This is a genomic window from Micromonospora sp. WMMD1155 (assembly GCF_029581275.1).
Taxonomy (GTDB): domain Bacteria; phylum Actinomycetota; class Actinomycetes; order Mycobacteriales; family Micromonosporaceae; genus Micromonospora.
Genome location: NZ_CP120742.1, coordinates 6964205 through 6978151, shown reverse-complemented (window position 1 = coordinate 6978151; position 13947 = coordinate 6964205). Strand labels below are relative to the sequence as shown.

Annotated in this window: 12 protein-coding genes; 11 read left to right on the top strand and 1 reads right to left on the bottom strand. The window is 72.6% G+C overall.

Annotated features, from left to right (window positions below; all coding sequences use genetic code 11):
• Positions 1-6 precede the first annotated feature (6 nt).
• Positions 7-1428, bottom strand: coding sequence for a PLP-dependent aminotransferase family protein (locus O7617_RS31920; protein WP_282260260.1), 1422 nt, complete (start codon positions 1426-1428; stop codon positions 7-9).
• A 329-nt stretch (positions 1429-1757) separates the two neighbouring features.
• Between O7617_RS31920 and O7617_RS31915 the strand changes: the two genes are divergently transcribed.
• From O7617_RS31915 to O7617_RS31865, 11 genes are all read left to right on the top strand, one after another.
• Positions 1758-3320, top strand: coding sequence for an anthranilate synthase component I family protein (locus O7617_RS31915; protein ID WP_348774159.1), 1563 nt, complete (start codon positions 1758-1760; stop codon positions 3318-3320).
• Positions 3317-3925 carry an aminodeoxychorismate/anthranilate synthase component II gene (locus O7617_RS31910; RefSeq protein WP_282260256.1) on the top strand — a complete coding sequence of 203 codons (609 nt, stop codon included), beginning with the start codon at positions 3317-3319 and terminating at the stop codon, positions 3923-3925. Before O7617_RS31915 ends, O7617_RS31910 begins: the two co-directional genes overlap by 4 nt.
• A complete protein-coding gene (locus tag O7617_RS31905) occupies positions 3922-4632 on the top strand; it encodes an SDR family oxidoreductase (protein WP_282260254.1) in 711 nt (236 codons plus the stop codon). The genes O7617_RS31910 and O7617_RS31905 overlap by 4 nt, the downstream gene beginning before the upstream one ends.
• A 62-nt stretch (positions 4633-4694) precedes the next feature.
• Positions 4695-6119, top strand: a complete 1425-nt coding sequence (locus O7617_RS31900; RefSeq protein ID WP_282260252.1) for a phenylacetate--CoA ligase family protein — start codon at positions 4695-4697, stop codon at positions 6117-6119.
• Positions 6103-6753, top strand: a complete 651-nt coding sequence (locus O7617_RS31895) for a prephenate dehydratase (RefSeq protein ID WP_282260251.1) — start codon at positions 6103-6105, stop codon at positions 6751-6753. Before O7617_RS31900 ends, O7617_RS31895 begins: the two co-directional genes overlap by 17 nt.
• Before the next feature lie 32 nt (positions 6754-6785).
• The gene (locus O7617_RS31890) at positions 6786-8075 is read left to right on the top strand and encodes an amidohydrolase family protein (protein ID WP_282260250.1); all 1290 of its coding nucleotides are present in this window, start codon (positions 6786-6788) and stop codon (positions 8073-8075) included.
• Positions 8075-9355, top strand: a complete 1281-nt coding sequence (locus tag O7617_RS31885; protein ID WP_282260248.1) for an MFS transporter — start codon at positions 8075-8077, stop codon at positions 9353-9355. Before O7617_RS31890 ends, O7617_RS31885 begins: the two co-directional genes overlap by 1 nt.
• On the top strand, positions 9352-10128 hold the full coding sequence (locus O7617_RS31880) for a phenylalanine--tRNA ligase beta subunit-related protein (RefSeq protein WP_282260246.1): 777 nt from the start codon (positions 9352-9354) through the stop codon (positions 10126-10128). The genes O7617_RS31885 and O7617_RS31880 overlap by 4 nt, the downstream gene beginning before the upstream one ends.
• A complete protein-coding gene (locus tag O7617_RS31875) occupies positions 10125-11351 on the top strand; it encodes an ATP-grasp domain-containing protein (RefSeq protein WP_282260245.1) in 1227 nt (408 codons plus the stop codon). The genes O7617_RS31880 and O7617_RS31875 overlap by 4 nt, the downstream gene beginning before the upstream one ends.
• A complete protein-coding gene (locus tag O7617_RS31870) occupies positions 11348-12571 on the top strand; it encodes an MFS transporter (protein WP_282260244.1) in 1224 nt (407 codons plus the stop codon). Before O7617_RS31875 ends, O7617_RS31870 begins: the two co-directional genes overlap by 4 nt.
• 21 nt (positions 12572-12592) lie before the next feature.
• Complete coding sequence (locus O7617_RS31865; protein ID WP_282260243.1) at positions 12593-13897, top strand: TrpB-like pyridoxal phosphate-dependent enzyme; 1305 nt, start codon at positions 12593-12595, stop codon at positions 13895-13897.
• Positions 13898-13947: the final 50 nt, after the last annotated feature.

Below are 13947 nucleotides of genomic sequence, written 5' to 3'. Positions count from 1 at the left end.
CGCGGCCTAGGTTCGCCTCGCCCGGGAGGCCGCCCAGCGGGACGACACCGAGGCGACAGGGGTGTCGGGTGCGGTCCCGGGGCCGGCACGGCCGGTCGTCTCCCGGTACGCCCCGGCGATCCCGGCCAGGCCGCGACTCAGGTCTGCGCCGCGTACCCCGGCGTAGCCGACGACCAGCGCCGGCGGTCGGTCGTCGGCTCGCAGCGCGTAGAAGCGGCCACCGCGGACCAGCACCGAGCGCCGCCGCGCCGCCTGCACCACCGCCTCCTCGTCGCACCGCGCGGGCAGCACCAGGTACGCCTGCAGGCCGTTCTGCCCGCCGAAAACTCTGGTGCCGGGCATCTCACGGGCGACGAACTGGTGGACCGCCTGACGGCGCTTCTTGACGTCGGCGGTGATCCGGCGCAGGTGCCGGTCGAAGGCTCCGCTGTCGATCAGGCGGGCCAGGGCGAGTTGTTCCAGGCTGGAGCAGCCGATGTCCCAACCGGCGCGGATCCGCTCGATCGGCGCGGTGAGCGCGGCCGGAGTGGCCAGCCAGCCGAGGCGCAGCGCCGGGGCGAGGACCTTGCTGGCGCTACCGGCGTAGATCACCCGGTCCGGGGCGAGACTCTGCAGTGCCGGCATCCGCTGCGCCGGAGCCACGAAGGCGGCGTCGAAGTCGTCCTCGATGATGTAGCCGTCGACAGCTTCGGCCCAGGCGACGAGTTGCTCCCGGCGGTGGGCACCGAGGGTGGCCCCGGTCGGAAACTGGCTGGCCGGGGTGACGAGCACGGCGCGCACCCCGCTCGCGGCGAGCGCGTCGACCCGGATGCCGTCGGCGTCCACCGGGAGGCCCACCGGGCGCAGGCCCGCGTCGGCGATGAACTCCCACTCGCCCGGGTGGCCCGGGTCCTCCACTCCGACGCTGTGGTGGCCCCGGTCACGCAGTTCCCGGCAGAGCAGTGCGAGCCCCTGCGCGAACCCTGAGGTGATCATGAGGTGTTCCGGTCGGCTGCGGACGCCCCGTACCCGACCGAGGTAGCCGGCGAGTGTGTGCCGGACGACCGGGAGGCCCGACGGTGGGGCGTACCCCAGCTCGCGGTGACCGGCCGAGGTGATCACCGCGCTGACCGCCCGGATCCAGTCCTGGCGGGGGAAGGTGGAGTCGTGTAGGCCGCCGGTGCGCAGGTCACACACCGCTGCGCTCGGCGTGCGGTGGTCGGGGGTGAGCGCCGAGCCGGTGTCGGTTCGCGCCGTCGCCGCCACGGAGGTGCCCGAGCCGTGTTGGGAGACGAGGTATCCCTCGGCGCAGAGTTGTTCGTACGCCTCGACGACCACACTGCGGGACACCCCGAGGTCGACGGCGAGCTGCCGGCTCGACGGCAGGCGGGTGCCGGGACGAAGCGTGCCTTCCTCGATCTGTGTGCGGAATGCGTTACGGAGCTGCACTGCCAGCGTTTCACGCGATTGACCATCTATTGACAGACTTAGATTCAGGGACAAGTGGTCCGCTCCGGCGTTGTCGAAGTGGTATGGACAGCGTGATCTGTGCCTGAGGAAAGTGTTGGTCGGACGCGCAACCACCCGGCTGTCGGCGAATCAGGGCGTACGTTCCGAGTATGTCCAATATGCACCTCGGCGTCGCCGCCGGCCTCGGCCCAGAGGTGGTCGTGCGAGTCCTTTTGTGCTTGGGGGGAAGAGCCCGACCTGCCGCGTCACGCGGTGGGGTCAACGCCGATGGGGGCGCGTGAATCGGGCTGCTCAGAGGGGGTTTCGCAGTGTCCTCATTGTCGGCCAGGACTGCCACGCGGCTCATTGGGTCGCATTCCGTGGCGACCCGGCGTACGCCACCGACCAACTCAATTCCAATAGAAGTGACATCTGTCACACTGTCGTCAATCAATCCTTTGTCGCTCTACACGGCGCTCGCCGAACGTCGTTCTCCGGACGATGTGTATCTCTTCGAAAGCCTGGACGGCCCGGCTGAGGACCGTCACGCGGCAGCCGTCGGCTGGGATGCCCTCGCCGAGGTGCGGTTCATCGCCGACCGCCTCGAGGTGATCGCCGACGGGCCGCTCGGCGACGCCCTGGCGGCCGTGCTCACCGAGGCCCTGGGCGAGCCGGTCCGGCACCATGCCCGGCAACGGGTCTGGTCGGTCGCCGGGCCGCCCGAGGTGTGGGCGGCGATCCGGGCCGTGCAACGGGCGTTCGCGGTGCGGACCACCGCGCCCGCCGACACCTTCGCCTTCGGCTTCCTCACCACCCTGGCGTACGAGGCCGCGCGGGACATGGACGAACTCTCCGTCGACCGGGTGGTCGACGACATCCCGCGCTGCACCCTCGTCCTGTTCCGGCACACCGTCTGGTGGGACCTGCGCACCGACACCGTGCGGCACCTCGCCGCCACCGGCCCGCACCTGCCGGAGGACACCGGGGCCCACCGGCTGCCGGACCTTCTCGCCGGGCTGCCCGACGGCGACCGGGAGGTGCCGGCCGCCCCACCGCCCAGCCTGGTCCGGGACACCGTCGACGAGAAGACCTTCGCCGCCCGCGTGGAGCAGTGCCTGCGGCACATCCAGGTGGGCGACAGCTACCAGATCCAGATCGGCCACCGGATCGACGTGGAGACCGCTCTCACCCCGCTGGAGGTCTACCGGCGGCTGCGCCACCGCAACCCGTCGCCGTACATGTACCTGACGCCCTGGGCCGGGGGGACCGTCATCGGCGCGAGCCCTGAGTTGTTCCTCCGCATCGCCCAGGGCCGGTTGTCGATGCGTCCGATCGCCGGCACCGCGGCCCGCAGCGCCGACCCGGAGACCGACCGCAGACTGGTGGCCGAGCTGGCGGCCAGCGAGAAGGAACGCGCCGAGCACGTCATGCTCGTCGACCTGTGCCGCAACGACATCGGCCGGGTCTGCGTGCCGGGCACGCTCAGCGTCGACGCGATGTTCGACGTCGAGCCGTTCGCGTACGTGCATCACCTGGTCTCCACCGTCTCCGGGCAGCTCGCCGACGACGCCGACGTCTGGGCGGCGATCTGCGCGGCCTTTCCCGCCGGCACCATGACCGGTGCCCCGAAGCTACGGGCCATGGAGATCATCGACGGGCTGGAGGACGAGCCCCGGGGCGTGTACGCCGGCTCCGTCGGCCTGGTCGACGTACGCGGGTTCGCGGTGCTCGCACTCTGCATCCGCACCGCCGTGCACGACGGCCGCCGCTACCGCACCCAGGCCTCCGCCGGGGTCGTGGCCGACTCCGACCCCGACGCCGAGTGGCGCGAGACGCTGGCCAAGATGAGCGCCACGTTCTGGGCCCTGACCGGTACGGAGCTGCTGCCGTGAAGGTCCTGCTCGTCGACGCGTACGACAGTTTCACCCACATCATCGACCAGTACCTGCGGACCCTCGGCGCGCGGACCGTGGTGGTCCGGTCCCGGTCCCGGACCAGCGACGAGCTGGCCGCCCTGCGGCCGGACGCGGTGGTGCTCGGCCCCGGGCCCGGCCACCCCGCCGAGTCCGGCCACGTGGAGCTGGTGCACACCTTCGCCGGCCACGTCCCACTGCTCGGCGTCTGCCTCGGCCACCAGGCGATCGGCCTGGCCTACGGCGGGTCGGTCGCCGTCGCCCGGCACCTGATGCACGGCAAGACGAGCGTGGTCGGCCACGACGGCCGAGGTGTCTTCGCCGGGGCGCCCGCCCCGCTCACCGTCACCCGCTACCACTCGCTCATCGTCGCGGACCCGACCCCGCCCGCCCTGGAGGTCACCGCGCGGTCCTCCGACGACGGCTACGTGATGGGGGTACGCCACCTGAGCCTGCCGGTGGAGGGGGTGCAGTTCCACCCGGAGAGCGTGCTCACCGAGGACGGGCTGCGGCTGTTCGACAACTTCCTCCGCGCCGCCACGACGCTGCCGGTGGCCGGGTCACGGGCGGCGGGGTCGTCATGACCGACCAGTCGGCCCCCCTCGCCGTGGTCACCGGCGCGGCGGGCGGTATCGGCCGAGCCGTGACGGCCGCCCTGACCGGCTCCGGGCACCGGGTGCTCGGCGTCGACGTCGAGCCGGCCGGCGACCCGGCGGCGTACGCCTCGTTGGTCGCCGACGTGGCCGTGCCGGAGCAGGTGGAGCAGCTCTTCGCGCGCATCAACGAGCGGTACGGCCAACCGACCGTGCTGGTCAACAACGCGGGCGTCTACCACGCGAGGGACTTCCTCGACTACGACCCGAAGACGTACGCGCAGGTGCTCGACGTCAACCTGGGTGCCGCGTTCTTCTGCACCCAGGCGTTCACCCGCGCGCTGATCGCCGCCGGTCGCCCCGGCACGGTGGTCAACATCGCCTCGATCAGCGGGCAGTCCGGCAGCCCGGACGCGGCGTACGGGGCGTCGAAGGGCGCGTGCATCGCGCTCACCCGCAGCCTCGGCCGGGCGCTCGCCGCGCACCGCATCCGGGTCAACGCGGTCGCCCCCGGCCTGGTCGAGACCCCGATGGCCGCCCGGATCCCGGTCGAACGTCGCGACGACTACCGGGCCCGGATCCCGGTCGGCCGGTTCGGCTCACCGGCCGAGGTCGCCGCGGCCGTCGCCTGGTTGGCCGGCCCGGAGAGCAGCTACGTCACCGCGTCCGTGATGGACGTCAACGGCGGCCTGCACTGACAAGGCGTCTCGGCCCGCCGCGACCGCACGGCAGCCGGCTCACTCCTGGAAAGGATCCGACCATGTGGCTTCCGACCACCGGACCGGCGGCGGACTTCGCCGTCGACTACCTGGCCCTGCACCAGGCCTTCTACGACCGCACCCTCGACCCGGCCGACCTGGAGGCCTGGCGCGACCGGCAACTGCGCACGGTGCTCGACCAGGTGTCCACCGGCTCACCGTTCTACGCCCGTCACCTGGCCGACGTCGACCTCTCGACGATCACCCCGGCGACCCTCGACCGGTTGCCCTTCACCACGAAGACGCACCTGCGGCAGGAGATGCTCGACGTGCTCAGCCGGCCGCTGACCGACGGGGTCTTCTTCTACGAGACGACCGGCACGACCGGGCGCGCGACGCCGTGCCCCCGCGACGGTCGGGAGGTGGTGGCCAGCAACGCCCACGTCACCGAGTCCTGGGCGTCGATCTTCCGCCACCACTTCGGCGACCAACCGCCCCGGATCGGGCTGATGGGCCCGACCGAGGTGCACTCCTTCGGCGACACCCTCGGTGACGTCGCCCGTAACGTCGGTTCGCTGAACGCGAAGATCTGGCCGTACTCGCCGGTGATCGGGTTCGCCAAGGCGTTGCAGCTGATGAAGGACCTCGAGCTGGAGGTGGTCTGCTGCACGCCGGGCGTGGCGATGATGCTGGCCAAGGCCGCCGAGCACTACGGGTACCGGCTGCGCGAGGACTTCGCCGTCAAACTCCTCTTCGTCACCGGCGAGATGTGCACCCCGGCGCTGGCCCGCAACCTGGAGTCCGTCTGGGGCGCGGACGTCTACAACATCCTGTACGGCTCGCAGGAGGCGTTCGTCATCGCCACCGCCTGCCGCAACAAGCGGATGCACCTGTCGCAGACCAACTACCTGATCGAGGTCGTCGACCCGGAGACCGGCACGTCGTACGGTCCGCGGGGCAGCGGGGAACTCACCGTCACCATGCTCGTCGACGGGGTGAAGCCGCTGGTCCGCTACCGCACCGGCGACGCGGTGATCATCGAGGCGTCGGACTGCGCCTGCGAGATGCCCGGCGACCTGGTGCAGATCGTCGGCCGCACCCTGGACCGCATCGAGCTGGGCGGTCGACGTCTCACCGCCGGGCAGATCGAGACGGCGGTCCTGACCGGGGTCACCGGTTCGGGCGGCTACCAGGTGGTGATCGACAACGACCCGAACGCCGGCGGCGACCGGCTGACGGTCCGGCTGGAGTTGCTCAAGGACCTCGTCGACGACCCCGCCGGGGTGGCCGACGGGGTCCGGGAACGGGCCGCCGCCGCGCTCGGCGTACCGGTCGAGGTGGAGCTGACCGACGGGCTGGACCCGATCGTCAGCACCGGCGCCTTCGTCAGTTGGAAGGCCGCCCGGATCGTCGACCGGCGGGTCGAGGTGGACCACGAGACCCGGGTGGCGCAACGCATGGCGGGCAACCGTGGCTACACCACCTGAGGCGGCCACCGACGAGTCGGTGCCCGCGCTGCCCGGGCCGCTCGCCGACGCGTACGGGCGGCGGTGGCGCAGCGTGGTGGACCGGTGGGCGAGCCGACCCGGCACCACGCTGGCCACCCTCGGTCCGCCCGGGACGTCCAGCCACCTGACCGCGGCGTTCCTCGCCGAGCGGCACGGGCTGCGCATCGAGCTGTCCGACACCTTCGACGCGGTGCTCGCCGCGCTGGTGGACCGGCGGGTCGACCAGGCCCTCGTGCCGAGCGCCTACCAGGGGCTCACCCGCTTCCACTGGCACCGTGACCTGCGGTTGGATGCCTACTTCGCACAGGCGACACCGGAGTACGGCATCGCCGCCCAGCCGGGCCACGACCCGGACCGGGCCACCGGTCCGCTCACGGTGGCCGCCCTGTGGGAGGTCCGGCGGATCTTCACCGACCTCGCGCCGCCCGCCCTGCGGGACCGCCGGACGCGGTGGGTCGACGCCGACTCCACCCAACACGCCGCCGTGATCCTCGCCGCCGGCGGCGCCGACCTCGCGGTCACCAACGCGCCCGGGGTGCACCGCCACGCGTTGCGGTGGGTGGCCCGCCGCCCGGGCGCCGAGATCGTGTGGACCCTGTTCGGCCGCCGCTGAGACCAGACACCGAGAGAACCGGAGTGACAGTCGTGTCCCGACGAACGTTGCTGCACCGCGCCACCGTCCAGGAAGGACTGGGGGTGGCCTCCCGACCGCACCACAGTGTGCTGCTCGACGGCGAACGCATCGTCGCGGTGCTGCCCGAGGCGCAGGCCCCGCTGCACGACCCGGACGTGGACGTCCTCGACCTCGACGGCCGGACGGTGATGCCGGGCATGACGCTCGGCCACACCCACATCGCGTACCTGGACGTGCTCGACGGTCGGGAGATGCTGTTCAAGTACAGCATCCCCGAGGTCACCCTCGGCGCCGCCGCCAACGCCGCCGCCATGCTCCGGCTCGGCTACACCGCCTTCGTCGGCGCCGGCTCGGTGTCCGGCATCGACATGGCGCTGCGCCGGGCGATCGACGCCGGGAAGCTGCCCGGCCCGCGGATCACCCCGTGCAGCCGGGACCTGATGGTGTCCGGCCCGCCGGAGCGCCGCAATCCGGGGGTCAAGCAACGCATCCCGAGCGACCTGATGCGGCTCGCCGACACCCCGGAGGAGCTGATCGAGTACGTCGACACCGAGGTCGCCCAGGGCGCGGAGATCATCAAGGTCTTCTCCACCGGTGACGACACCTTCCCCAACGGCCGCTCGCACGAGCTGCTGTTCACCGCCGAGGAGTTGGTGATCGCGGCCCGGGCCGCGCACGAGCGGGGCGTGCGGATCCGCGCGCACTCGCGTGGCCTGGGCGGCATCCGCAACGCCATCGCCGCCGGGGTCGACGTGATCGACCACGCCACGTACGCCGACGACGCCGCCCTGGAGGCGATCGCCGAGCGGGGCATCTTCGTGGTGCCGAGCCTGCACCAACCGCACCGCCTGCTCACCGACGGCGTCCGGCACGGCAAGACCCCGGAGTACCTGGAGACGCTGGAGTTCGAGGCCGAGGTCGAGAACACCCTGCGCATCCTTCCGCTGATGGTGCGGATGGGCATCCCGATCGTGGCCGGCGACGACTTCGGGTTCGCCTGGACCCCGCACGGCCGCTACGCCGAGGAGCTGGAGACGTACGTGACGATGGCCGGTATACCCGCGCCGGTGGTGCTGACCTGGGCCACCGCCAACGGAGCGCGGCTGGCCGGTCGGGGCGACGAGGCGGGCACGGTGCAGCCGGGGCGGCTGGCCGACCTGGTGGTCACCGACGGGGACCCGGCCGAGGACATCACCGTGCTGGGCCGACCCGAGTCGATCGAGCTGGTGCTGCTCGGCGGCCGGGTGGTCGCCGGGGACGCCGCCCGGTACCGCGCCGGGCAGCCCGCCGGGGTGGCCTGATGCGTCGGGGCGTACCCGTCGTCGGCCTGCTCGCGGTGGGTGCCTTCGCCATCGGCACCGACACGTTCGTGGTCGCCGGTGTGCTCCCCGAGGTGGCCGACAGCCTGCGGGTGAGCGTCGCCGCGGCCGGATGGGTGAGCACCGTCTTCGCCCTCGCGTACGCGGTCGCCGCGCCGCTTCTCGGCGCCCTGACCGGCCGGCTGGAACGGCGTACCGTGCTGGTGGTCTCGCTGGTCGGGTTCACCGTGGGCAACGTCGCCTCCGCGCTCGCCCCCGACCTGCCGCTGCTGCTGCTGGCCCGGGTCCTCACGGCGGCCAGCGCCGCGCTCTACATCCCCGCGGCCACCGCGTCGGCGGCCGCCCTGGCCCCACCGCAGCGGCGGGCCCGGGCCATGGCGGTGGTGCTCGGTGGCCTCTCCGCCGCCACCGTCGCCGGGGTGCCGTTCGGCACCTGGCTCGCCGCCGACCTCCAGTGGCGGGCCACCTTCTGGCTGCTCGCCGCCGTCGGCGCGGCCTGCGCGGTGGCGGTGACCGTCGGGCTGCCCGCGCTGGCGCTGCCGCCGGGCCCGTCGCTGGCCGCCCGGCTCGCCCCGGCCCGCGACAGCCGCGTCGGCCTGGCCGTGCTCACCACCGCGCTGTTCATGACCGGCGGCTACCTCGCGCTGACCTACGTCGGGGCGCTGCTCGCGCCGGCCACCGACGGCGACGGCACCGTCCTCGCGGTGCTGCTGCTGGTCTTCGGCGTGCCGGCGGTCGCCGGGACCGTGCTCGGCGGACGCGCCACCGACCGGTGGGGTGGCGTGCCGGTGTTGCTGGTGTCGGTCGCCGGGCTCGCCCTGGTGCTGGTCACCCTGCCGCTGACCCGGCAGGCGCTGCTGCCCGCCGCGCTGGCCATGGCGGTCTGGGGCGTCTTCGCGATGGCCACCCAGCCGGCCCAGCAGCACCGGCTCTTCACCGTCGCGCCGACCTCCGGTCCGTTGCTGCTCTCGCTCAACTCGTCGGCCACGTTCGTGGGCATCGCGCTCGGCGGATTCCTCGGCAACCGGCTGCTGCGACACGGTGGCGCGGACGCCCTCGACCTGCTCGGGCCGGTCGGCGCGGCACTCTGTGTGCTGGCGTTGAGCACCACGCTGCTCGGCGCGCGGACCCGCTCCGACGGTCGGCCGCCGACCGCCGGATTGGCCTCACCGGATCACCCCGGATTGGCCACACCCGGTGGTCACCCCGCTGCGTACGGTCGGACCGACAATCGGACCCGAACCCTACGAGGATCACGATGACCCAGCTCAGCGACGGTGTGGACACCCTCACCGTGCGCATCGACGACCGGGTGCTGACCGCGGTGCCGGACTACGTGCTCGGCGTGATCGCCGTGCCGGTGGTCGATGTCGCTCCGGCTCCTCCCGCCGTGTCGGCGCTTCTCACCGCCGCCGAGGACGCGCTGCACGCGGCCGGTCTGGACAAGGCGGGCGTGGCCGACCTGCCGGGCATCGCCGCTTGGCGGGAGGCGTACCGGGCGGTGGGGGTGAACCCGAACCGGTTCCCCTGCGCCGCCGAGTCCATCGCCCGCCGGGTCGCCAAGGGTGACCGGCTGCCCCGGATCAACGCCCTGGTCGACCTCTGCAACGCGGTGTCGCTCGGCGCGGCGCTGCCGGTGGCCTCGTGCGCCGTCGACGGCCTCGCCGACCTCGTCGTCCGGCCGGCCGACGGCACCGAGACGTACCTGCCGCTCGGCGCTCCCGACGCCCCCGAGCGGCCCGAGCCGGGCGAGGTCGTCTACGCCGACGCCGACGGGCGGGCCCACTCGCGGCGCTGGAACTGGCGGCAGGGCCACCTGGTCCGCACCGATCTGGGGCGGCACCGGCTGCTGCTCACCGTCGAGTCGGCCCACCCCGGCGGCCGGGCCGAGGTGGTGGACGCGCTCGCCCGGCTCGCCACCGTCCTCGACGAACTGTCCGACAGCACGCGGCAGGAGGCGGTGCTCGACGGCGCGGCGACGAGCGCCGTCCTGCGTACCGCCCCGGTCGGCAGCGACAGTGGGAGCCGCTCGTGAACCGCGCGATCCTGGTGATCTACCGACCCGCGGCCGGTCGGTACGCGGCCCAGTTCCGCAGTGTCGTCGCCGCCGCAGCCGAGCTGGGCGTGGCCGCCGTCGCGCTGTTGCCGACCGGGCAGCCGGCCGCCGAAGCCGCCGGACTGCCCTGCTACTTCGCCGACCTCGACGACTCCGAAGCCGTTCGCGCGGTGGTCACCACGATCCTCGCCGCGCACCCGGTGGAGCGCATCTTCCCGCTCTTCGAGGGCGACGTGCTCACCGCCGCGCGCTGCCGCCGCGACCACGGCATCCCGGGTCTCGACCCGGAGGAGGCGCTGACCTTCCGGGACAAGAACGTCATGCACCGCCGGGCCGTCGAGCTGGGCGTGCCGGTGGCCCGCTCGTGCCGACCCGAGACGATCGGCGCGGTCGCCGAGTTCGCCGCCGAGGTGGGCTGGCCGGTGGTCATCAAGCCGTACGCCGGCTGGGCCTGCGGCGACACGCACCGGGTGGACTCCGCCGAGGACCTGGCCCGGGTGTGGCCGCTGGTCGCCGACGACCGGCACGACTACCGGGTGGAGGAGTACGTCCGGGGCGTCGAGTACCACGTCGACTCGCTGCTGCGCGACGGCGAGGTGGTCTTCGACCAGCTGTCCCGCTACACGTACTCCATCCTGGAGTTCCGCGACGAGCCCGGCGGCACGGTCTCCCGCAAGCACGACCTGACCCCGGCGGAGCGGCGCATCGTGGCCGCCAGCGCCACCGTGCTGCGCGGCTTCGGCATGCGTACCGGCGTGGCGCACGTGGAGTTCTTCCTCCTCGACGACGGCGGGCTGGTCTTCGGCGAGGCGGCCGCCCGGGCGGGTGGCGGCTCGATCGTCCCCGCCATCCAGGCCGGGCGGGGGATCAACCTGGCCGGGGAGTGGTGCCGACTCGAACTGGACCCGGGGCACGTGCCGGCGGCCACCGTCGGCCCGGAGATCGGCACCGAGTACCTGTGCTCCGACCGGTACGGCCGGATCACCGCGATCACCACGGCGGACGAGCTGCGGGCACTCGACTCGGTGCTCGACGCGGACGTGTGGAAGAGCGTCGGTGACGTGCTCGCCGCGCCGACCGCCTCCAACGACGTCCTCGGCTGGTACGTCTGCGAGGGGCGCGACTTCGACGACGTCCGCGCCCGGTTCAAGGTGATCCGGGACGCCTTCCAGGTGGTCACCGAGCCGGTCGGTGACGCGTGAGCTGGCTGGGCCGGTTCCAGGCCCTACCGCGCCCGCTGCGGATGCTGGTCTACGCCTCCTTCATCAACCGGGCCGGCATGTTCGTCTTCCCGCTGCTGGCGGTCTACCTGGTGCAGAGCCGGCACCTCAGCACCGGCGAGGCGGGTGTGCTGATCTCCGTCGGCAGCACCGGCCTGCTCGCCGGCAGCCTGCTCAGCGGCCCGGTGTGCGGTCGCGCCGGCCGACGCGCCGCGTTGGTGTCGAGCCTGCTGCTCAACGCGGTCGGCTACCTGGGTCTCGCCCTGCTCGACGGCCCCACCTGGACGTACGCGGCGCTGCTCTTCGTCGCGCTGGTCGGGATGGGGATGTTCGCCCCGGCGGCGAACACGCTCATCGCCGACCTGACCGAGCCCGAGCAGCGGCCGTTCGCGTACACCGTCAGCTACCTCGCCAACAACCTCGGCATGGGTGTCGGCCCCCTGCTCGGCGGGATCGCGGCGGCCTACTCCTACCAGCTGATGTTCGCCGGGAACATCCTACTCGGCCTGGTCGCGGCGGCCACCATCTGGTTGTTCGTGCCGGCCGACACCCGGCGCGTGCCGGTGGCCTCACCGGTCGCCGGCACCCGTCGGGCCGGGCTGCTGCGCGACCTCGACGTGGCGGTGCTGGTGGTCGTCTCGTTCTGTTACGTCGCACCACTGATCGGTCTGGAATACACGCTGCCGCTCGCGGTCACCACCGTCCTGCACTCGTCGGTGGCGGTGGTGGGTGCGGTCTACACCATCAACAGTGTGGTCGTGGTCAGCGCCAGTCTGCTGATCGAGAAGCGGATGAAGGCGTACTCCACGCGTACCCTGCTGGTCGTCGCGGGCCTGCTCTGGTCCACCGGGATGGCGGTGCTGGTGTTCGCGTTCTCGCTGCCCGCCGTGCTGCTGTCCACGGTGGTCTGGACGCTGGGGGAGATCATCGCCTCGGTGGTGGTGCCCACCTACATCGCCGACCACGTCGAGGAGCACCGGGTCAGCGGCTTCATGGCCCTGAACGGTTTCGTGCTCAGCTCCGCCCGCCTGGTCGTGCCGATGGGCCTCGGCTTCGTCTGGCAGACCGGTGGTCACCAGCCCGTCCTCCTCCTGCTCCTGCTGACCCCGGTGGTCGGCGTGGTCGCGTTCGCAGTGCTGCGGATGCGACCGGCTGCCCGGTCCGTGCCGTCACCTGCCGAGCCGGCCACCACCAGTTCCTGACATCCACCCCTGGAAGAGGCCATGACCGCGACGAAGTTCGTGCTGCCCGAGAGCGACATCCCGACGACCTGGTACAACGTGGTCCCCGATCTGCCCAAGGGGCTCCCTCCGATGCTGCACCCCGGCACCCGGGAGCCCATCACCCCGGCCGACCTCGAACCGCTCTTCGCCACCGGCATGGTCGAGCAGGAGTTCTCCACCGAGCGGGACATCGACATCCCCGGGCCGGTGCTCGACATCTACCGGCAGTGGCGGCCCAGCCCGCTGGTGCGGGCCCGTCGGCTGGAGCAGGCCCTCAGCACGCCGGCCCGGATCTACTTCAAGTACGAGGGGGTCAGCCCGGCCGGCAGCCACAAGCCGAACACCGCCGTCCCGCAGGCGTACTACAGCAAGCAGGACGGTGTGCAGCGGCTGACCACGGAGACCGGTGCCGGCCAGTGGGGCAGCTCGCTGTCGATGGCCTGCTCCTACTTCGGCCTCGACTGCGAGGTCTTCATGGTGCGGGTCAGCTACGACCAGAAGCCGTACCGGCGGGGCCTGATGGAGACGTTCGGGGCGTCGGTCACCGCGAGCCCGAGCGACCGCACCGGGGCGGGCCGGGCGGCGCTCGCCGCCGACCCGGACTCCAGCGGCAGCCTCGGCCTGGCCATCTCCGAGGCGGTGGAGGCGGCGATGAGCAGCGGCGGCAGCGCCAAGTACGCCCTCGGTTCGGTGCTCAACCTGGTGCTGATGCACCAGACCATCATCGGTCAGGAGGCGTTGCTCCAGTTGGCGATGGCCGACGACTACCCGGACATCGTGGTCGGCGCGGCCGGCGGCGGCTCCAACTTCGCCGGGCTGGCCCTGCCGTTCCTGCGCCGCCAGTGGGGCGGCGGCCCGGCGGTGCGGTTCGTCGCCGCCGAGCCCGCCTCCTGCCCGTCGCTGACCCAGGGCAGCTACGAGTACGACTTCGGCGACACCGCCGGGCTCACCCCGCTGGCCAAGATGCACACCCTGGGCCACGACTTCCACCCGCCGTCGATCCACGCCGGTGGGCTGCGCTACCACGGCATGGCGCCGGTGGTGAGCGCGCTGCGGGAGATCGACCTGATCGAGGCGCGGGCGGTGCCGCAGACCGCCTGCTTCGAGGCCGGTGTGCTGTTCGCCCGCAGTGAGGGGATCGTGCCGGCCCCCGAGTCCACCCACGCGGTGCGGGTGGCGGTGGACGAGGCGATCCAGTGCCGGGAGACGGGCGAGTCGAAGGCGATCGTCTTCTCCCTGTCCGGGCACGGCCACTTCGACATGCAGGCCTACATCGACTACTTCGCCGGGAAGCTGACGGACTGACCTCGCAAGGGGGTGGGCGCGGTGCGGCGCCCACCCCGCGACGAGTACCG

Excerpts from the sequence above, each read along its gene's own strand:
- O7617_RS31905 (WP_282260254.1), top strand. The coding sequence starts at position 3,922 with ATGACCGACCAGTCGGCCCCCCTCGCCGTGGTCACCGGCGCGGCGGGC.
- O7617_RS31900 (WP_282260252.1), top strand. The coding sequence starts at position 4,695 with ATGTGGCTTCCGACCACCGGACCGGCGGCGGACTTCGCCGTCGACTAC.
- O7617_RS31885 (WP_282260248.1), top strand. The coding sequence starts at position 8,075 with ATGCGTCGGGGCGTACCCGTCGTCGGCCTGCTCGCGGTGGGTGCCTTC.
- O7617_RS31880 (WP_282260246.1), top strand. The coding sequence starts at position 9,352 with ATGACCCAGCTCAGCGACGGTGTGGACACCCTCACCGTGCGCATCGAC.
- O7617_RS31865 (WP_282260243.1), top strand. The coding sequence starts at position 12,593 with ATGACCGCGACGAAGTTCGTGCTGCCCGAGAGCGACATCCCGACGACC.